Origin of the sequence: Streptomyces sp. DT2A-34, from assembly GCF_030499515.1 — a bacterium.
Taxonomy (GTDB): domain Bacteria; phylum Actinomycetota; class Actinomycetes; order Streptomycetales; family Streptomycetaceae; genus Streptomyces.
In genome coordinates, this window is record NZ_JASTWJ010000001.1 from 7,994,806 (window position 1) to 8,013,934 (window position 19,129).

Consider the following 19,129-nt stretch of genomic DNA (forward strand, 5'->3'; position numbering starts at 1 on the left):
GGCTCGCAGGTGACGGAAGAAAACTGTGGTTCGTGACGAGGGAGGGGGCCCACGTGCTCATCGACACCTACGGCCGGGTGGCCACCGACCTGAGAGTCTCGCTGACCGACCGCTGCAATCTGCGGTGCACCTACTGCATGCCCGAGGAGGGCCTGCAGTGGCTGGCCAAGCCGGACCTGCTGACGGACGACGAGATCGTCCGCCTGATCGACATCGCCGTCACCTCCCTCGGGATCGAGGAGGTTCGTTTCACCGGCGGTGAGCCCCTGCTGCGTCCCGGCCTGGTGGGCATAGTCGAGCGGGTCGCGGCCCTTGAGCCCCGCCCCCAGATGTCGCTGACGACGAACGGCATCGGCCTCAAGCGCACCGCGGCCGCGCTGAAGGCGGCGGGCCTGGACCGGGTCAACGTCTCCCTGGACACGCTGCGCCCGGACGTCTTCAAGGCCCTGACCCGCCGTGACCGGCACAAGGACGTCATCGAGGGCCTGCACGCCGCCCGCGACGCGGGCCTGACCCCGGTCAAGGTCAACACGGTCCTGATGCCGGGCCTGAACGGGGACGAGGCCCCCGACCTCCTGGCCTGGGCGGTGGAGCACGACTACGAACTGCGCTTCATCGAGCAGATGCCCCTGGACGCCCAGCACGGCTGGAAGCGCGACGGCATGATCACCGCCGGCGACATCCTGACCTCCCTGCGCACCCGCTTCGAGCTGACCGCCGAGGGCGAGGAGAAGCGCGGCTCGGCCCCGGCGGAGCGCTGGCTGGTCGACGGCGGCCCGCACGTGGTCGGCGTCATCGCCTCCGTCACCCGCCCGTTCTGCTCGGCCTGCGACCGCACCCGCCTGACGGCCGACGGCCAGGTCCGCACGTGCCTGTTCGCCACGGAGGAGACGGACCTGCGCGCGGCCCTGCGCTCGGGCGCCCCGGACGAGGAGATAGCCCGTATCTGGCGGCTGGCGATGTGGGGCAAGAAGGCGGGAGCGGGATTGGACGACCCGACGTTCGTGCAGCCGGACCGTCCCATGTCAGCCATCGGTGGCTGAAGAGGCCTCTTCCCACTCGTTCAGCAGGACGACGTCCTTCAGAAACCCCCGCACCCCGAGGAACTGCGACAAATGCTCGCGATGTTCCTCGCAAGCGAGCCATGTCTTGCGCCGCTCCGGCGTGTGAAGCTTCGGGTTGTTCCACGCCAGCACCCACACGGCGTCGGCACGGCACCCCTTGGCAGAACAGATCGGCGTCTCGTCACTCACAGATTCGTCTCACAAGTTCGCGCATAAAAAGGCGACGCCGAGCAGCCACGGGGGGAGCTGCCCGGCGTCGGTCCGTCGCTCCGACGGGGGATGCGGAGCGCCTACGAAGTATGTCACGGGTAACCCGTCGCCCGGCACCGGAACAACACTATTGATCTGAGCTTTTCCTGAGCTTGGCGCGGACTCGACTTCCGGAGGGAAACGGTCCGCAGGCTCACACCTCGTCGTGCGGTTTCCTTTGTGCGCCCGGCGCGGAGTCGCCCGCGACATCTTCCGGGACGGATTCCGCGAAACCGTCATTCGTCCGCGGGGGCGTGATCATTGGCCGCATCGGCGCGGCCACGAACGTCGACGGCAAGGACGGCGCATTTTCCCGCCCCGCGTTGGCGATCACCACCGCGATGTACGGCAGGATCGCGCCGAGCACCAACGCCACGATCGCGACGTGCCGTTCGACGTTCCACAGTGTGGCCGCGAGGATCACCGACACCGTACGGACCGACATCGAGATGATGTACCGACGTTGCCGCGCACGTACATCGTCGTGGAGGCCGGCCCGGGCCCCGGTGATCCGGAACACCTCGGTGTGGCCGCCCGCATGCAGCTTCCGCATCACATTCCACCATCCACCCGCATCGGACTCTCCCCCTGCCCGTACCCGTCCGCCCCCGGTCGGGGACCCGGGCCAGGACACCTCCCACCGTACGCCCCATCTCCGCCGCCAACGAGAGCGGGGCCCCTGCCACCTGGGGGAACGCCCTCAGCCGTAACACGTACGGCCGTACCCGGCATGCGACGTACCACGTCCCGGACCAACACTGGGCGTAATGCTCACCCCGAGCCGTACGAGGAGGCAGCCATGGGCTGGTTGTGGGCGATCATCGTGGGATTCGTGCTGGGTCTGCTCGCGAAGGCAATCATCCCGGGCAAGCAGCACAGCCCCCTCTGGCTGACCACGATCTTCGGCATCCTCGGTGCCGTCGTCGGGAACTCCATCGCCCGCGCGTTCGGCGTCGACTCGACCCGCGGCATCGACTGGAGTCGGCACGTCTTCCAGATCGTCGCCGCGGTGATCATCGTGTACCTGGGCGACATGCTGTACATGGCGACGCTGGGCAAGCGCAAGGAGCGGGCCTGAGGCCGGAGAACCAGAGGTCGTACATGCCGAAGGGGCGGCCGCCCGTCCGGGTAGCCGACCCTTCGGCATGCATATGTTCCTTACGGCCTTGTAGGCCCGTCAGACTCCGGTCACCTCGACCGCCGCCAGGTTCTTCTTCCCTCGCCGCAGCACCAGCCACCGCCCGTGCAGCAGGTCCTCCTTCGCGGGCACCGCGTCCTCGCCGGCGACCTTGACGTTGTTCACGTAGGCGCCGCCCTCCTTCACGGTGCGCCGCGCGGCGGACTTGCTGGCCACCAGGCCGACCTCGGCGAAGAGGTCGACGACCTGGCCGAGCTGCTCGACCTGGATGTGCGGCACCTCGGAGAGGGCCGCCGCCAGCGTCCGGTCGTCCAGCTCCGTCAGCTCGCCCTGGCCGAAGAGGGCCTTGGACGCGGCGATCACGGCGGCCGTCTGGTCGGCACCGTGCACCAGCGTCGTCAGCTCCTCGGCCAGCGCACGCTGCGCGGCACGGGCCTGCGGCCGCTCCTCGGTCTGCTTCTCCAGCTCCTCCAGCTCCTCACGGGACTTGAAGGACAGGATGCGCATGTACGTCGAGATGTCCCGGTCGTCCGCGTTCAGCCAGAACTGGTAGAACGCGTACGGCGTCGTCATCTCCGGGTCGAGCCAGATGGCGCCGCCCTCGGTCTTGCCGAACTTGGTGCCGTCCGCCTTGGTCATCAGCGGGGTCGCCAGAGCGTGCACGCTCGCGTGCGGCTCCAGCCTGTGGATCAGGTCCAGACCCGCCGTGAGGTTGCCCCACTGGTCGCTGCCGCCCTGCTGGAGCGTGCAGCCGTGCCGCCGGTACAGCTCCAGGAAGTCCATGCCCTGGAGCAGCTGGTAGCTGAACTCGGTGTAGCTGATGCCCTCTTCGGACTGGAGGCGACGGGCGACCGAGTCCTTGGTCAGCATCTTGTTGACGCGGAAGTGCTTGCCGATGTCCCGCAGGAACTCGATGGCCGACATGCCGGCCGTCCAGTCCAGGTTGTTCACCATCGTCGCGGCGTTGTCGCCCTCGAAGGACAGGAACGGCTCGATCTGCGCGCGCAGGCAGTTCACCCAGTTCGCGACCGTCTCCGGGTCGTTCAGCGTGCGCTCGGCCGTCGGGCGCGGGTCGCCGATCTGGCCCGTGGCGCCGCCCACCAGCGCCAGTGGGCGCAGGCCCGCCTGCTGGAGGCGGCGCATGGTGAGGACCTGGACCAGGTGGCCGACGTGCAGGCTGGCCGCGGTCGGGTCGAAACCGCAATAGAACGTGACGGGACCGTCCGCGAGCGCCTTGCGCAATGCGTCCTCGTCAGTGGACAGGGCGATCACGCCGCGCCACTTCAGCTCGTCGACGATGTCCGTCACGGTTCTCGTGTCTCCTCGATGATCTTCGGGCAGTCGGGTGACAGCCGACTACGAGGTTATACGCCCTGACTGACAGAGCTCATGTTGAAATCGGGGACGCGCAGCGCCGGCATAGCCGCCCTGGTGAACCAGTCGCTCCACTCCCGGGGGAGGGTCTTCTCCGTACGGCCCGCCTCCGTCGCCCGCCCGAGCAGTCCCACCGGCGATTCGTTGAACCTGAAGTTGTTGACCTCGCCGGTCACCTCACCGTTCTCGACGAGGTACACCCCGTCCCGGGTCAGGCCGGTGAGCAGCAGCGTCGCCGGGTCGACCTCGCGGATGTACCAGAGGCAGGTCAGCAGCAGCCCGCGCTCGGTGTTCGCGACCATCTCCTCGAGCGAGCGGTCATCGCCGCCGTCCAGGATCAGGTTGTCGGCGCCCGGCGCCACCGGCAGACCGGTCAGTCCGGCACTGTGGCGGGTGGTCGTGAGGTGCTTCAGCTCGCCCTCGCGCATCCACTCGGTGGCCGCGATCGGCAGCCCGTTGTCGAACACCGACTGATCACCGCCGGAGGAGTGCGCGATCACGAAGGGCGCGGCCTCCAGACCCGGCTCGTTCGGGTCACTGCGCAAGGTCAGCGGCAGCTCGCTCAGCTTCTCGCCGACCCGCGTCTTGCCGCCGGGCTTGGAGAACACCGTCCGGCCCTCGACGGCGTCCCGCCCCGACGCCGACCACATCTGGTAGATCAGCAGGTCGGCCACGGCGGTCGGCGGCAGCAGCGTCTCGTACCGGCCCGCCGGCAGCTCAAGGCGCCGCTCGGCCCAGCCGAGGCGTACGGCCAGCTCGGCGTCCAGCGTCGTCGGGTCCACGTCCTTGAAGTCCCGCGTGGAGCGCCCCGCCCAGGCCGAGCGGGTGCGGTCCGGGGACTTGGCGTTCAGCTCCAGCGTCCCGTTGGGCTGGTCGTGCCGCAGCCGCAGCCCGGTCGACGTGCCCACATAGGTCGACACCAGCTCGTGGTTGGCGAAGCCGTACAGCTCCCGTCCGCCCGCACGCGCGCGTGCGAACGCCTCACCGAGCGCCGGGGCGAAGTCGGCGAACACGGTGGACGACGTCTCGGCCGGGGCGTCCGCGAAGTCCGGCGACGCCGGTACGTCCGCCACCAGCGGCTGCGCGTCCTCGGCGGGCCCGGCGCCGCGCGCGGCGGCCTCGGCGGCCCGCACCAGCGGCTCCAGCTCCTCCGCGGTCACGGCCGAGCGCGACACGACCCCGGAGGCCGTGCCCTCCTTGCCGTCGACGGTCGCGACGACGGTGAGCGTCCGCCCGCGCGTGACGCCGTTCGTGGTCAGCGCGTTGCCCGCCCAGCGCAGGTTGGCGGTCGACTGCTCGTCGGCGATGACGACGCACCCGTCGGCCCTGGACAGCTCCAGGGCCCGCTCGACGATCTCGTGCGGCTTGTTCGCCTTGGTGGAGTGAGCGCTCATCGACCGGCCTCCTGCGTGGTGTTCAGAATGTTGACTCCCTTGAAGAGGGCCGAAGGGCAGCCGTGCGAAACCGCCGCGACCTGCCCCGGCTGGGCCTTGCCGCAGTTGAACGCGCCGCCGAGTACATAGGTCTGCGGACCGCCGACGGCCGCCATCGACCCCCAGAAGTCCGTGGTCGTCGCCTGATAGGCGACATCCCGCAGCTGCCCGGTGATCCGCCCGTTCTCGATCTTGAAGAACCGCTGCCCGGTGAACTGGAAGTTGTCCGTAGGGTCAGGGGGCATACCTCTCTGATCGGCGTTTGTGCTGGTCAGGCGGTTATTCACGGTCTACCCTCAATCCCTGTTCATACGGGTTGAAACCGGACGGTACGGGGTCTGGTGATGACTTGGTGTCGACCTCCGGGGCCTGCTGCGGGGCTGGCTGACGCGGGTCCTGGAGGCTGGCCCCAGATCGGATCAGAGACTACCCACCGGTCGCCCGGGCCGGGATGCGAAATATTGCCCTGACCTGAGCTCTCGTCGGTCGTATGAGATCACCTCTCGGGGGAGTGATGGGCGCAGAAGGTCGCACGGACGGGCCGCGCGCGCCGTACGCTCGAATCATGAGTGCCGACATTGGCAAGCGGCTTCAGGAAGTGCGCAAGCGGCGCGGTATGACGCAGCGTCAGCTAGCGAGCGAATCCGGCGTGTCCCTGTCCTTGGTCCGGAAGCTGGAGCAAGGGGAACGGGGTGACACGCGCCTGGAGACTGCGCGCCGACTGGCGCTGGCCCTGCGGGTACCGACGACGAACCTCATCGCTGGACATGAGGAGGAGCGACAGGCGGCGCCTGGGGCAGATGATCGTTGGGAGGCTGTCCGCCGGGCGCTCGTGGCCCCGGTGCGGGTGGAGGGGCTGACCGAAGAACCGACCGTGGATGGCGTGCGAGACGCCGTGGAGTCGGCACTGCCGCTCTTCTCCGGTGATCGTTTCGCAGAGTTGAGCGTGATCCTTCCGCCTTTGCTGCGCGACGCTGATCTCGTCGCCGAGTACGGCCCGGAGGGACGTGCTGTACGCGTCCGGCTGTCGCAGCTGACGGGATGGCTGCTCACTCAGACTCGGCAGTTCGAGTCGGCTGACATCGCACTCTCCCGGTCCCTGGACGAATCCTCAGACCGGCTTCAGGCAGCGGCGACGGTGAACACACAGTGCTGGCTATTGCTGCGGCGCGGTCGGCTGGCTGAGGCGCGGGAGCTGGCGACCCGGTGGGCGGATGAGGTCGAGCCGCGTATCTCGCGCGCGACTCCGGCAGAGCTCAGCGCGTGGGGCTGGCTGCTGCTGCGTGCCTCTGCCGCCGCGATCCGGGACAACCGGCCTGGGGAGGCCGAGGATGCCTTGCGCTACGCCAATTCGGCTGCGGTCGCGATGGGGCGGGAGTTTGCCCCGCGCGATGATTTCTTGCAGGCATTCGGACCGGTCACGGTGGCTCTGAAGCGTGCCGAGAACGCGATGATCGTTGACAAGCCGGACCTGGTGCTCAAGCTCTCGGCGCGCATCCCGACAGGCGGCATGCGGCCCACTTCCAACAACCGCAACCGTCACCTCCTGGACGTGGCGGAAGCGCATGCGCGCTCGCGTGACTACGCGAAGACGGTGGATGTCTTGCAGGGCATCCGCGCGGACGCACCCCAGTGGCTGCCCAATCAGCGGTACGCGCGGGACATCTTCGGTCGAGTGATCGCGCGTCGGCGCACTCTCACCTCGGAGATGCGGGAGCTGGCCGACGCGATCGGCGTACCGCTGTGACATGGTGTGGCACTTCGGACTGGCACCCCGGCAAAGTGCCATTGAGGTGTGCTCTTGCCGCTACGTAGCGTCATTGGCATGGCGACTCAAGGTAGAGCACCAGAGACAGCAATCCCTGAAGTCGGAACGGTGATGTACGACCCGGCGACCCGCAAGGTCGGGGAGTACCTGGACACAGCTGGTCCGTACGCCATGCTGCGTCCGGTGGGTGGCGGCCGTGAGTGGCAGGCAGACCCGGCCGAGATCCGCCCGGCGACTCCGGCGGAGCGGTTGAGCGCGGGTGTGAAGGCGGCCAACGTGCAGTCGGGACGGAGGCGGCTGTGAGTGTGCGTTCGGTGATCCGTCAGGAGGCGTGGACGCTCATGCCGGAGTCCTCGGACACTGGTGAGGACTTCGCCGATCCGCAGGGCCGGGCGCTGGAGCACCGCGGCAGGAACCCGTCGCACCGCACGTTCCGGGAGATCATCACCCGTCCGTGGCATGCGTGGCGGCATGCGTGAGCTGGCTGCCGCCGTATCCGGGTGATGGGCATGCCTGGATGGATGGGGAGTGCATGTTGTACTGCCGCATGGCGGGGCGGGTGCTGGCGGTCGGCTTTGTGAAGACTCCGGCCGGTGAAGGGCGCATGTACGCCTGTGGCGAGTGTCTGCATGAGCTGGCGTGCTTGGCCATGAAGGAGATTCAGGCGCAGGACTGGGCGGATCTGGCGGCTCGGTAGGCCCCGGGGCGTGACCGCTCATCGCGTTGTGAAGTTTGTAGACCCACATCCCCGTCGGGAGCAGCCAATCGAGGGCTCCGCCCGCTTTGAGAAGCCCTGACGGGGGCGGGGCTTTGCCCTGGTAGTGGTGCGCTGTGGGCACGCCGCCGGCCGTAGAGGCTTTTGGGCGGGAGCTGCCATGGGGCGAGTGAACAGGGGGCCTTACGCTGCCTCGCGGATCGGGCAGTCTTTGGGACCTGCCCGCAATAGCCCGATCGGCCCCCTGTTCTTAGAGGCTCGCCCCATGGTGGCTGCCTAAAAGCCTCGTAGGCCGTCGGCCCCCGCCCAAGAGGGTGTGTGCCTGTACCGGCGCCTTGACCATGTCGGATTACTGAGCGAGGTGCTTATGAAGAGCTGCGGTGATCGGTTTGCTCCCTCTCCGGAAATGCAGATGGAGGCGTTCCGTCTGGCAGGAGTGGAGTCGGAGATTGACCATCCGCTGATCTTGGAGTGCGAACTGGAACCGCATGAGGGATCGGATCATTCGGCGGGGATCGTTGAAGCGCAAGATCCTTCCGGGCGTATGACCTGGGTGTGGTGGCGCTCCGGAGTGGAGAATCATGATCCGTGCCTGGAGTATTCGTTCGGGGATGAGGATCGGGTGGACAACGTCGTGTGCAGCCTGTTCGCGGGACATGGCGGCGCTCACTCCTGGCCGGGCGTATAGGCGGGGCAGGGAGGGACAGCGCGGCCGGGGGGCGGTGGCTGAGCTGCTGAAGGCCGTGAACAACGGTCGTGCTCCATGGGAACGGAACCGGGCGGCGTGGGCCGTGCTGGGTCTGGCTGCGCGTCCAGGCTCGTCCGGTGTGCGCCGGGGCGGCGGCGCCCCGGACCGGACCGGCCGAAGGCCGCATGCCGGGCCGGGGCGCGGTGAGCCGTCCCGGCGGCGCGCCGAAGGCGCGCCCTGGAACAAGTAAAGCCAGATTCCGCCACGCCCCGAGCTGCTGCCCGCTTCCCCTCCTGATGAGCGCGGCACGCAATGCAACCGGCCAGAAGCACGCAGGGTCAACCGATTCCGGTGTCGTGCGTGCTTCCTCGTTTCTGGCGCTCCGTCAAATAGATTGACTGCGGCCGTAGTTGATGTGAGGTCCTGGTTGAACCGCCTTCGGCTGACATGGTCCGTACTTCGGTCGATTCCGGTACGGATTTCCCGGAGTTCCCGATGGGGCGGTGGCATGTATCACGGGAAAATCTTCATACTGCTGTCGGCGGTAACTCATACAATTCAAAGGCAAGTTGGCTGCGCCTGACCAGGGCGTACGCAGGATACGCGCCCTGTGAGCGCAAAGGAGAGAAGCCATGAACCCCCGTTACCTACTTCCTGACTTGAGGCTCTGGAGGCCGCGTCATGTCTGCCGAGTGCGGCAACAACACCACACGCAAAATCCGCCCGTCCGACGCATCGTCCGCTCCGGCCGGGCGTTCCGACGGGCTGGCACGCGAACTACGACTACAAGCTCTCTCAGAGGCGGACCGTGACCTTATACGGCTCGTCAATGATCCGCTCTTTGCGCGCTGGCAGGAGCAGATCAAAGCGATTGGCGGCTGCGCCAATCCGATTTACCTGTCCGGTTCCACGGTTACCCGGCATGCGGTCACGGGTGAGGTGATCTCGTCCTATTCGACGGACGGGGAGCCAGGTGAGCGGCTGGCGGTGCGCTGCCGTAACCGGCGTGCCTCGGTGTGTGAGCCGTGCGCTTACCTGCATGCCGGGGATACCTTCCAGCTCGTGCGGGCGGGCCTGTCCGGCGGCAAGGGTGTGCCCGATTCGGTGCGGGAGCGTTCCCGGCTGTTCGTGACCCTGACGGCTCCGTCGTTCGGGCCGGTGCACCGGGTGCTCGACGGACAGCGATGCCGTCCGCGTCGGGATGATCCGCGCTGCGAGCACGGGCGGCTGCTCGGCTGCGGCCTGGTGCACACCGAGGGTGATCCGGCGGTCGGTCTGCCGCTGTGCCCGGACTGCTACGACTACGTCGGCCATGTGCTGTGGCACGCGCATGCCGGGCGGTTGTGGGACCGGTTCACGACTGCCGTGCGGCGCTGCCTCGCTTCGGCCGGTGGGGTAGCACGCTCGAAGCTCGGCGATCACCTGGTGGTGTCGTTCGCCAAGGTCGCCGAGTTCCAGCGGCGGGCGGCGGTTCACTTCCATGCCGTCGTGCGTCTGGACGGTCCGGACGGTGCGGGCTCGCCCGCTCCCGACTGGGCGACGGAAAGCGTGCTGCTGGATGCGGTCGAACGGGCTGCCGCCTCCAGCTTCGTGCGCGTGCCGGACTCCGGCGCCTACGGCACAGAACGGCTCGGCTGGGGCACGCAGTTCGACGTCCTACCGATCCGCTCCCTGCCCGATGGTGACGGGCCATCAGGTAACGCGGTCGCCGGGTACGTGGCGAAGTACGTCACCAAGGGCGCAGCCGACACGGCAGCCGGATTGGACTACCGGGTCACCAGCCTGGAGGACATCCGCGCGGCCGTCGTCAACAGCCACGTACGCGCCCTCATGGGCACCTGTTGGCGGCTGGGCGGCCTCGCCGAGCTGGAACATCTCCGGCTCCGTCCCTGGGCTCACGCACTCGGCTACCGGGGCCACATCCTCACCAAATCCCGCCGCTACTCCACCACGTACGGCGCACTGCGTGAGGAACGAGCCGACCACCGAAGGGGCGACACCAAGCCCACGGATGGCCCGGACATGGTCACGGAATCGGCCTGGCGTTACGTCGGCTCCGGCTATACCCCCGGCGAGGCTGACCTGCCTTCACCATCGCCGAAGACATCGCCATGAATCGCCAACTGGCCAGGGAGGCACGGGAGGACGCAGAGCAGTGGGGTGAGTGGCTGTGAGAGGTGGCAGCAACCTACTCATGACGCCGGATGAGGCAGCCGCAGAACTCGGCGTCACCAAGCGGGTCCTCATGGACTCGTACCGACGCTGGGGCATCCCGTACCTCAAGGTCGGCAAGCACGTCCGTTTCCGAACTCGCGATCTGCACAACTGGGTTGAGGTGCGCATGCAGCACAACTAGGCTGACGATCAGCCGCTAACCAATCAACATGTGGAGGGTTAACAAGCGTGGCGACCATCAAGAAGGAAGACTGCTCCTGCCCTCGGCGCAAGAAACCCACGTGCCCTCACAAGCCGTATCGGGTGTCGTACCGGGAGCCCGGGGGCAGGGCAGGCAAGCCGAGGCAGGTGTCCTTCAAGAAGCTCGAAGACGCGGAAGCGTTCGCGATCAAGGTCGAGCGGGACAAGGACCTCGGGACGTACATCAACCCCAAGGCGGGACAGAGGACGTTCGCCGAGATCTGGAACGAGTGGGTTGAAGCGGGAACGCTCGAAGAGTCCTCGAAGAGGAACTACCAGAGCGTCTACGACAACCACTACGGCCCGTTCTTCGGGAGCAAGCCGATCGCCAGCATCACCCCGACGACCATCCAGGAATGGGAGGCGGACCAGAAGGAGCGGGGCTACAAGGAGACCGGCATCAACGGACGTAAGAACGTCCTCTCGTCCGTCTTCAACTATGCGGTGGCAGCCGAGATCATCGGCCGTAATCCGTGCAAGAAGGCGAACCCCCGGAGGCGCTCGGGGCAGCAACTCACACCGGTCACCGACAACGACATCCCGACCATGGAAGAGGTGCTGGGGATCATCGCGGAGGCCCCCAAGCTGATCCGCGCCGGCTTCTGGGCCATGGCGGGCTGTGGGACGCGTCCGGGGGAGTCCTTGGCGCTGGCCGACGAGTCAATGGACTGGGAGCGCAGCATCCTGGCCGTGGATCACCAGGTCTCGGCCTACGGGTGTCAGGAGATCTCCGGCTACCGGCGCGGAGTGAAGCGGGGTACGAAACACCGGACCTTCGATCAGGCGCGGCGTACGCCAGTGCCCGAATCGATCAACGAGATCTTCAACGATCACATCGACGCGTTCGGTACCTGGGGCGACCGGGGCTGGTTCTTCGAGTCACCTCGGCTGAACGACCGCCACCCGTCCTATGACTGGTTCCTGGACCAGTTCAAGGCGGCGGCCAAGCTGGCGGGGACTCCGCAGTACACCCCGAAGAGCTTCCGGCACTTCTTCGTCTCCGAAGCGATCCACGCCGACATCCCGCTCTTCGAGATCGCGGCGTGGGTCGGGCACCGGACCACCAGGACGACGGAGCTGGTCTACGGCCACCTCGTCCGCCGGGCGATGGACCGAGGCGCCCGCACCATGCACAACCGCCTGGGTCTCAAGCTGGAGCCCTTCAGGGGCCTCATCGTCCCGCCCTCGCTGACGCCCTCGGAGGACGACGTCGAGGAATGGGACGACGTGGCGTAGGAGGTTCGCTGTGATCGCGTGTCGACCTGGTGCAGACTTCGGACCGGATTGGTCGCCGTCTCAGGCGCCGCCAGCCTCGGTCGTGGTGTTCAGGATATTCACACTCCGGAACATTGCTGAAGGGCACCCGTGGGACACGGCGGCGACCTGCCCAGGTTGGGCCTTTCCGCAGTTGAAAGCCCCTCCAAGTACGTAAGTCTGGGGGCCTCCAACAGCTTCCATGGCACCCCAGAACTGGGGGGTTACCCCCTGATATGCAAAGTCCCGGACCTGCCCCGCAAGGCGGCCGTTCCGGATCATGTATGCCCTCTGACCCGTAAACTGGAAGTTGTAGCGCTGCATGTCGATCGACCAGGACCGGTCGCCGACGACGTAGATCCCGCGGTCGACGCTCCCGATCAGATCCTCGGTCGACATCCCGGCCGGATCCGGCTGCAGCGACACATTGGCCATGCGCTGCACCGGCACATGCCCGGGGGAGTCGGCGAAGGCGCACCCGTTGGACCGCTCGAACCCGGTCAGCTTCGCGATCCGCCGGTCCAGCTGGTAGCCGACGAGGGTGCCGTCCTTCACCAGGTCCCACGACTGGCCCTCGACGCCCTCGTCGTCGTACCCGATGGTCGCCAGGCCGTGCTCGGCGGTGCGGTCACCGGTGACGTTCATCAGGTCGGAGCCGTACCTGAGCTTGCCGAGCTGGTCGAAGGTGGCGAAGGAGGTGCCGGCGTAGGCGGCCTCGTAGCCGAGGGCGCGGTCCAGCTCGGTGGCGTGGCCGATGGACTCGTGGATCGTCAGCCACAGGTTGGAGGGGTCGACGACGAGGTCGTACGGCCCCGCCTCGACGCTCGGCGCCCGCATCTTCTCGGCGAGCAGCTCGGGGATCCGCGCCAGCTCGGACTCCCAGTCCCAGCCGGTGCCGGTCAGGTACTCCCAGCCGCGTCCCACGGGCGGCGCGATGGTGCGCATGGAGTCGAACTCGCCGCTCGACTCGTCGACCGACACAGCGGTCAGCTGCGGGTGCAGCCGCACGCGCTGCTGCGTGGTCACGGTCCCGGCGGTGTCGGCGTAGAACTTGTTCTCGTGGACCGTGAGCAGCGAGGCGTCGACATGATTGACCCCGTCCGCCGCCAGCAGCCGCGCGCTCCACTCCGCCAGCAGTGCCGACTTCTCCTCGTCGGGCACGGTGAACGGATCGATCTCGTACGACGAGATCCACGTCTTCTCGGCGTGCACGGGCTCGTCGGCGAGTTCCACCCGCTCGTCCGACCCGGCGGCCTTGATCACCTGGGCGGACAGCTTCGCCATCGCCACCGCCTGCGAGGCGACCTTGGCGGCGGCGTCCAGGGTCAGATCCACTCCGGAGGCGAACCCCCAGGTCCCGCCGTGCACCACCCGCACCGCGTACCCCAGGTCGGTGGTGTCCGACGACCCGGCGAGCCGGGCGTCCCGCAGGCGCCAGGACGCGCTGCGCACCCGCTCGAACCGGAAGTCCGCGTGCTCGGCCCCCAGCGCACGCGCGCGTGCCAGCGCGGCGTCGGCCAGGGCGCGTAGGGGAAGTGCCGTAAAGGCTTCGTCGATCGTATGAGGCACGGAGGTCTCCCTGCTGTCGTGGCCTGTCGGTATCGATCATGTCGCGCGGGCGGGGCCGTGGACCACACGTTTCCGGCTGGAGTGCGCGTCTTTCTGTAGAGACCCGACAGTGACACCCCTACGCCACTGTCGGTGCCCGGATGTTCCCGGGCGGGACCGGCCCGATAGGTTTTCGGGGAAGCCGCCTGCCATCGAGGTGTTCGGGCGGGTGTGTCAGACCCCTATCGAAAGGGTGATCCGTTGAGCCGCTCGGTTCTCGTCACCGGAGGCAACCGGGGCATCGGCCTCGCCATCGCCCGCGCTTTCGCCGACGCCGGCGACAAGGTCGCGATCACGTACCGCTCGGGTGAGCCGCCGGCCGGCTTCCTGGCCGTCAAGTGCGACATCACCGACACCGAGCAGGTGGAGCAGGCCTACAAGGAGATCGAGGCCGAGCACGGTCCGGTCGAGGTTCTGATCGCCAACGCCGGCATCACCAAGGACCAGCTCCTGATGCGCATGTCCGAGGAGGACTTCACCTCGGTCGTCGACACCAACCTCACCGGCACCTTTCGTGTGGTCAAGCGCGCCAACCGCGGCATGCTGCGCGCCAAGAAGGGCCGCGTGGTGCTCATCTCGTCGGTCGTCGGCCTGTACGGCGGCCCCGGCCAGGCCAACTACGCCGCCTCCAAGGCCGCCCTGGTCGGCTTCGCGCGCTCCCTCGCCCGTGAGCTGGGCTCGCGCAACATCACCTTCAACGTCGTCGCGCCCGGCTTCGTCGACACCGACATGACCAAGGTGCTCACCGACGAGCAGCGTGAGGGCATCGTGAAGCAGGTGCCGCTCGGTCGTTACGCGCAGCCGGAGGAGATCGCCGCGACGGTGCGGTTCCTCGCCTCGGACGACGCCTCGTACATCACTGGAGCCGTCATCCCCGTTGACGGCGGACTGGGAATGGGTCACTGATCACCATGAGCGGAATTCTCGAGGGCAAGCGCATCCTGATCACCGGTGTGCTGATGGAGTCCTCCATCGCGTTCCACGCCGCCAAGCTGGCCCAGGAGCAGGGCGCGGAGATCATCCTGACCGCTTGGCCCCGGCCCTCGCTGACCGAGCGCATCGCCAAGAAGCTGCCGAAGCCGGTCACGGTCCTGGAGCTCGACGTCTCCAACGACGAGCACCTCGCCCGCCTGGAGAGCCAGGTCCGCGAGCACCTGGGCGACCGGCTCGACGGCGTCGTGCACTCCATCGGCTTCGCGCCGCAGGACGCGCTCGGCGGCAACTTCCTGAACACGCCGTTCGAGTCCGTGGCCACCGCCATGCACGTCTCCGCCTTCTCCCTGAAGTCGCTGACGATGGCGCTGCTGCCGCTGATGAGCGAGGGCGGTTCCGTCGTCGGTCTCACCTTCGACGCGCAGTTCGCCTGGCCGCAGTACGACTGGATGGGCCCCGCCAAGGCCGCCCTGGAGGCCACGAACCGCTACATGGCGCGTGACCTCGGCAAGCACGACATCCGCTGCAACCTGATCTCGGCGGGGCCGATCGGCTCCATGGCCGCGAAGTCCATCCCCGGCTTCGCCGAGCTGGCGTCCGTGTGGGACAGCCGCTCCCCGCTGGAGTGGAAGCTGGAGGACCCGGAGCCGGCGGGCAAGGGCATCGTCGCCCTGCTGTCGGACTGGTTCCCGAAGACCACCGGCGAGATCATCCACGTGGACGGCGGCCTGCACGCCATCGGCGCCTGATCCTCCGGTACCTCGTCGACGCCCCGTTTCCCGCCCCGCGCGGGGAGCGGGGCGTCACCCGTTCGGCCCACCCGGCCGGGCGGGGGAGACCCACAACTGCGCACTCTGGAGTACGCGTTCACTACGCGAGCCCCTCCCCAGCACGGCCGAGGAGGTCCCCTTGTGCGCTTGTTCCGCAGCCTGGCCTCAACGACCGTCGCCGTCGCTCTCGTGCTGCTCGTGTCGTACGAGTCGATACCCCACGCGCGCGTGCATGCCGCGGAGGTGGAGTCCTCGGAGCCGTTCGGCGCCGCCTGCCGGATCCGGGTCAACGGCTCCCATGTGACGGCGTACTGCCACAACCCCTATCCAGGCACCGACCGGGTGACCCTGCACGTCGAGTGCGCCCGCTGGTGGGACCTCGACAGCGACAGCTCTCCGGTTCAGGCCGGGCCCGCGCAGACCGTGCGGCTGACCGGGCGCTGCTGGAAAGAGGTCGGCTCGGTGTGGATCAGCCACCGGCGGGAGCGCTGAAGCGCCCCGGACGGCACAGGAACGGATAGCTCGCCGCCTCCGCCGCGGCCGCCGCCGAGTCCCCAGTGCGGATCGCGTCGACCAGCCGAGCGTGGTCCATGTGCGTCTCCGGCGTCAGCTCCTCGCCGACGTCCTCGCGCAGCCAGTCCCGCAGCACCTCGCCCAGGTCCGCGTACATCGCGGTCATCACGTCGTTGTGGGAGGCCGCCACCACGGCCAGATGGAACGTCGCGTCGGCCGCCACGAACGCCTCCGCGTCACCCGACTCCCAGGCCTCCTCACGGCGCACCAGCAGCGCGTCCAGCTGCTTGAGGTCCTTCTCCGTGCGCCGCTCGGCGGCCAGCTTCGCAGCGGCGGACTCCAGCGTGGAGCGCAGTTCGGCGATGTGCCGGGGGTCGGCGTCGGCGAAGCGGCGGTGCATGACGCCGGCCAGCTCGCTGGTGGCCACCACGTAGGTGCCGGAGCCCTGGCGGATGTCCAGCAGGCCGTTGTGCGCGAGCGCGCGAACCGCCTCACGGACGGTGTTGCGGGCCACGCCGAGCTGCTCGACCAGCTCGGGCTCGGTCGGGATACGGGAGCCGACGGGCCATTCGCCCGAGGCGATCTGGTTCCGCAACGCCGCGATGACCTGCTCGGACAGCGCCGAGCGGCGGGGGTGACTCAGGGGCATGGCACACCTTCGCACGGCAAGGCCGGGACCGCGTAGCCCCGAGGTGGACAACCAATCATCCCATGATTCTATGATGGGCCTCATGGCAGCACGCGAGAAAACCCGGACGACGACGTCCACGCCCCTACGCACCCCTGAGGCAAGCACTCCCACAGCGCCCGCCACGCGCGCGTGGACGATGCGGCTGCTCGTGCTCGGCATCGTGCTGACCGCGCTGAACCTCCGCCCCGCCATCACCAGCCTCGGCGCCCTCCTCGAAGAGGTCCGCGACGGGCTCGGCATGAGCGGCAGCGCGGCCGGACTGCTCACCTCCGTGCCCCCGCTCTGCTTCGCCGTCTTCGGCGTCACGGCCCCGCGCCTGGCCCGCCGCTTCGGTCCGGGAGCGGTGGTGTGCGCGGGCATGGTCGCCATCACCGCGGGTCTGCTCATCCGGCCGTACACGGGCAGCACGGCCGGCTTCCTGGCCGCCAGCGCGCTCGCCCTCATGGGTATCGCCGTCAGCAACGTCCTGATGCCGGTCATCGTCAAGCGCTGGTTCCCGGACCGGGTCGGCTCCATGACCGGCCTGTACTCGATGGCCCTCGCGCTCGGCACCTCGTCCGCGGCGGCCGTGACGGTGCCCATGACCGAGGCGCTGGGCGGGAGTTGGCAGACCGGGCTCGCGGTGTGGGCGGCGCTCGCGGCGGCGGCCGTGCTGCCGTGGGTGCCCTTCGTACGGAACCGGGGGGCGGCGCCCGCCGCCTCCGCGCAGGAGAGCCACGCGCGCGTGGACGCACCTCCGCTGCGGATCACCCGGAGCCGCACCTCCTGGGCCCTCGCCGTCTACTTCGGGCTCCAGGCCACCGGCGCCTACATCACCATGGGCTGGATGGCGCAGATCTTCCGCGACGCGGGCGTGCACGCCGGCACGGCGGGGCTGCTGCTCGCCGTCACGATGGTGATGGGCGTCCCGCTGGCCTTCGTCATCCCGCGCCTCGCCACCAGGCTGCCGCACCAGGGGCCGATCGTGCTCGTGCTGGGCGCCTGCGGCCTCGTCGGTTACGCCGGCCTGTACCTCGCGCCGGCCGCCGGATCCTGGGCCTGGGCCCTGCTGCTCGGCGTCTCCAACTGCTCGTTCCCGCTGGCCCTCACGATGGTCGGCATGCGGGCTCGGACCAGCGCGGGCGTGGCCCAGCTGTCGGGCTTCGCGCAGAGCACCGGCTATCTGATCTCGATTCCCGGCCCGCTTCTGGTGGGTGTGCTCTACCAGCACAGCGGCGGCTGGGGGCTGCCGATCGCGCTCATGGCGGGCCTGATGATCCCGCAGATGGCGGTGGGCGTCCTGGCCGGACGCGACCGTACGGTGGAGGACGAGGCGGCCCGCTGAGCCGCACCCCGGAGGGCCGCGCCGGGGCGGAGGGTGCGAGACTTGCCGCATGTCGCCAGTGCTCGACCCGAACCCCCAGAACGGCCAGAAGAAGATGCTGCTCGTCTTCGGCGCGTTCTTCGCCATCTTCGTGATCATCGCCGTCATCGCGACGATCGCCTCTCCCTGACGCCTCTTCTGCACCCTCTCCCTCTCGCCTCTCTTGGCGCACGGCCCGACGCACGTCGTCCCGCCGATGGTGGGGCTGGCACCCCCATCCCCTAGGGGGCGAGTGTCAGGGTCAACTGGGTGGATCACCGGATGGGTTGAGGGTCGAAGAGTCCGTAACTTCGAAGTGTGACCGCGAGAGGCGGGCACGGACCACTCGAAGACCCACGGAGGCGTCATGTCGGCCCGCACGCACACTCCGCCCCACCCCGCGTCCACGGGCCGTGCCGACATCCGGCTGCCCTGGTGGGCCCTCGCCCTGCCGACGCTCGCCTTCGCCACGCTGCTGATGCTGATCATCAACCCGTCCGACGCGCACGCGGCGACCGCCGAGCCCGCGATCACCCAGCTCTTCGAGCGCATACAGCAGTTGATCACGCGCTGAGCACTACAGAAGCCGCCCGTCAACTCCCTGCGCCCCGTGGCCTGTTTCATGCGAAGCTGGATCTCATGAGCGTCGCAGAACCCCGCAGGATTGTCCTCTTCCGGCATGCGAAAGCCGACTGGCCACAGGTGAACGACCATGAGCGGCCACTCGCCGACCGGGGCCGTATGGACGCGGCAGAGGCCGGGCGCAGGCTGGCCGACACCGCGATCCCCTTCGATCTGGCCCTGTGCTCCACCGCGACCCGGACCCGGGAAACCTGGAAGCTCGCCGTCCACGAGTTCCCGCACCGGCCGAAAACGATCTACGAGGAGCGGGTCTACGAGGCCTCACCCGGCGAGCTGATCGCCGTGCTCAACGAAACACCCGACGACGTGCAGAGCGTCCTGCTGATCGGCCACAACCCGGGCGTGCAGGGACTCGCCGAGATCCTGTCCGGCTCGGCCGACAGCGACGCGCGCGAGCGGATGAGCCGCCGCGGCTTCCCGGCCGCCGCCTTCGCCGTTCTCTCCTTCAGCGGCACCTGGAAGACGCTGGAGCCCGGCATGGGCACACTGCTGGACTACTGGGCACCGTCCGAGTGACCGAACCACGCGAAGG

General features: G+C 68.4%; 22 protein-coding genes and 1 pseudogene. 16 read left to right on the forward strand and 7 right to left on the reverse strand.

Going from position 1 to position 19,129, the window contains the following annotated elements; all coding sequences use genetic code 11:
• Window positions 1-53 precede the first annotated feature (53 nt).
• Complete coding sequence (moaA, locus tag QQM39_RS35690; RefSeq protein WP_302003845.1) at window positions 54-1,043, forward strand: GTP 3',8-cyclase MoaA; 990 nt, start codon at window positions 54-56, stop codon at window positions 1,041-1,043.
• Here the strand turns inward: moaA and QQM39_RS35695 are convergent.
• Window positions 1,026-1,253, reverse strand: a complete 228-nt coding sequence (locus QQM39_RS35695; protein ID WP_302001709.1) for a hypothetical protein — start codon at window positions 1,251-1,253, stop codon at window positions 1,026-1,028. The genes moaA and QQM39_RS35695 overlap by 18 nt on opposite strands.
• Before the next feature lie 214 nt (window positions 1,254-1,467).
• Entirely contained in the window at window positions 1,468-1,866 is a 399-nt protein-coding gene (locus QQM39_RS35700; protein ID WP_302001710.1) for a DUF3099 domain-containing protein, read from the reverse strand.
• Window positions 1,867-2,112: 246 nt separating this feature from the next.
• Between QQM39_RS35700 and QQM39_RS35705 the strand changes: the two genes are divergently transcribed.
• On the forward strand, window positions 2,113-2,391 hold the full coding sequence (locus QQM39_RS35705; protein WP_302003846.1) for a GlsB/YeaQ/YmgE family stress response membrane protein: 279 nt from the start codon (window positions 2,113-2,115) through the stop codon (window positions 2,389-2,391).
• A 99-nt stretch (window positions 2,392-2,490) separates the two neighbouring features.
• Here QQM39_RS35705 and tyrS read toward each other — a convergent pair whose 3' ends face one another.
• The 3 genes and pseudogenes from tyrS to QQM39_RS35720 all read right to left on the reverse strand — a co-directional run.
• Entirely contained in the window at window positions 2,491-3,759 is a 1,269-nt protein-coding gene (gene tyrS / locus QQM39_RS35710; RefSeq protein ID WP_302001711.1) for a tyrosine--tRNA ligase, read from the reverse strand.
• Window positions 3,760-3,815: 56 nt separating this feature from the next.
• A complete protein-coding gene (locus QQM39_RS35715; RefSeq protein ID WP_302001712.1) occupies window positions 3,816-5,219 on the reverse strand; it encodes a metallopeptidase TldD-related protein in 1,404 nt (467 codons plus the stop codon).
• Window positions 5,216-5,482, reverse strand: a pseudogene (locus QQM39_RS35720) (metallopeptidase TldD-related protein); the annotation flags it as partial. The gene QQM39_RS35715 and the pseudogene QQM39_RS35720, both read right to left, overlap by 4 nt.
• Before the next feature lie 341 nt (window positions 5,483-5,823).
• Here QQM39_RS35720 and QQM39_RS35725 point away from each other — a divergent pair.
• The 7 genes from QQM39_RS35725 to QQM39_RS35755 all read left to right on the forward strand — a co-directional run bounded on the left by QQM39_RS35725 (window position 5,824) and on the right by QQM39_RS35755 (window position 12,080).
• Complete coding sequence (locus QQM39_RS35725) at window positions 5,824-7,005, forward strand: helix-turn-helix domain-containing protein (RefSeq protein ID WP_302001713.1); 1,182 nt, start codon at window positions 5,824-5,826, stop codon at window positions 7,003-7,005.
• 132 nt (window positions 7,006-7,137) lie between these two features.
• Window positions 7,138-7,329, forward strand: a complete 192-nt coding sequence (locus QQM39_RS35730) for a hypothetical protein (RefSeq protein WP_302001714.1) — start codon at window positions 7,138-7,140, stop codon at window positions 7,327-7,329.
• Window positions 7,326-7,505 (forward strand): hypothetical protein, encoded by a 180-nt coding sequence (locus QQM39_RS35735; protein ID WP_302001715.1) that lies wholly within the window; start codon window positions 7,326-7,328, stop codon window positions 7,503-7,505. The genes QQM39_RS35730 and QQM39_RS35735 overlap by 4 nt, the downstream gene beginning before the upstream one ends.
• Window positions 7,502-7,723, forward strand: coding sequence for a hypothetical protein (locus QQM39_RS35740; RefSeq protein ID WP_302001716.1), 222 nt, complete (start codon window positions 7,502-7,504; stop codon window positions 7,721-7,723). The genes QQM39_RS35735 and QQM39_RS35740 overlap by 4 nt, the downstream gene beginning before the upstream one ends.
• A gap of 1,387 nt (window positions 7,724-9,110) precedes the next feature.
• Window positions 9,111-10,544: a replication initiator gene (locus QQM39_RS35745; RefSeq protein WP_367669448.1), complete on the forward strand. Its 1,434-nt coding sequence runs from the start codon at window positions 9,111-9,113 to the stop codon at window positions 10,542-10,544.
• A 79-nt stretch (window positions 10,545-10,623) separates the two neighbouring features.
• Window positions 10,624-10,785, forward strand: coding sequence for a helix-turn-helix domain-containing protein (locus tag QQM39_RS35750; protein ID WP_302001717.1), 162 nt, complete (start codon window positions 10,624-10,626; stop codon window positions 10,783-10,785).
• Between the two features lie 167 nt (window positions 10,786-10,952).
• Window positions 10,953-12,080, forward strand: a complete 1,128-nt coding sequence (locus QQM39_RS35755; RefSeq protein ID WP_302001718.1) for a site-specific integrase — start codon at window positions 10,953-10,955, stop codon at window positions 12,078-12,080.
• 60 nt (window positions 12,081-12,140) lie between these two features.
• Here the strand turns inward: QQM39_RS35755 and QQM39_RS35760 are convergent, their stop codons facing one another.
• Entirely contained in the window at window positions 12,141-13,667 is a 1,527-nt protein-coding gene (locus tag QQM39_RS35760) for a TldD/PmbA family protein (RefSeq protein ID WP_302001719.1), read from the reverse strand.
• A gap of 240 nt (window positions 13,668-13,907) precedes the next feature.
• Here QQM39_RS35760 and fabG point away from each other — a divergent pair, with 240 nt between their 5' ends.
• The 3 genes from fabG (at window position 13,908) to QQM39_RS35775 (ending at window position 15,901) form a co-directional block, all read left to right on the forward strand.
• Window positions 13,908-14,612: a 3-oxoacyl-[acyl-carrier-protein] reductase gene (gene fabG / locus QQM39_RS35765; RefSeq protein WP_030612594.1), complete on the forward strand. Its 705-nt coding sequence runs from the start codon at window positions 13,908-13,910 to the stop codon at window positions 14,610-14,612.
• 5 nt (window positions 14,613-14,617) lie between these two features.
• Window positions 14,618-15,388: an enoyl-ACP reductase FabI gene (fabI, locus tag QQM39_RS35770; RefSeq protein WP_302001720.1), complete on the forward strand. Its 771-nt coding sequence runs from the start codon at window positions 14,618-14,620 to the stop codon at window positions 15,386-15,388.
• A gap of 162 nt (window positions 15,389-15,550) precedes the next feature.
• The gene (locus QQM39_RS35775; RefSeq protein WP_302001722.1) at window positions 15,551-15,901 is read left to right on the forward strand and encodes a hypothetical protein; all 351 of its coding nucleotides are present in this window, start codon (window positions 15,551-15,553) and stop codon (window positions 15,899-15,901) included.
• On the opposite strand, the gene QQM39_RS35780 is transcribed toward QQM39_RS35775, so the two are convergent.
• The gene (locus QQM39_RS35780) at window positions 15,879-16,571 is read right to left on the reverse strand and encodes a FadR/GntR family transcriptional regulator (protein WP_302001724.1); all 693 of its coding nucleotides are present in this window, start codon (window positions 16,569-16,571) and stop codon (window positions 15,879-15,881) included. The two genes, QQM39_RS35775 and QQM39_RS35780, sit on opposite strands and share 23 nt — an antisense overlap.
• Window positions 16,572-16,641: 70 nt before the next feature.
• On the opposite strand from QQM39_RS35780, the gene QQM39_RS35785 reads away from it, so the two are divergent.
• The 4 genes from QQM39_RS35785 (at window position 16,642) to QQM39_RS35800 (ending at window position 19,113) form a co-directional block, all read left to right on the forward strand.
• Complete coding sequence (locus QQM39_RS35785) at window positions 16,642-17,937, forward strand: CynX/NimT family MFS transporter (RefSeq protein ID WP_302001725.1); 1,296 nt, start codon at window positions 16,642-16,644, stop codon at window positions 17,935-17,937.
• Between the two features lie 49 nt (window positions 17,938-17,986).
• Entirely contained in the window at window positions 17,987-18,106 is a 120-nt protein-coding gene (locus QQM39_RS35790; protein ID WP_302001726.1) for an SGM_5486 family transporter-associated protein, read from the forward strand.
• A 216-nt stretch (window positions 18,107-18,322) separates the two neighbouring features.
• Window positions 18,323-18,529: a hypothetical protein gene (locus QQM39_RS35795; protein ID WP_302001727.1), complete on the forward strand. Its 207-nt coding sequence runs from the start codon at window positions 18,323-18,325 to the stop codon at window positions 18,527-18,529.
• Window positions 18,530-18,594: 65 nt separating this feature from the next.
• Entirely contained in the window at window positions 18,595-19,113 is a 519-nt protein-coding gene (locus QQM39_RS35800; protein WP_302001728.1) for a histidine phosphatase family protein, read from the forward strand.
• Window positions 19,114-19,129 lie beyond the last annotated feature (16 nt).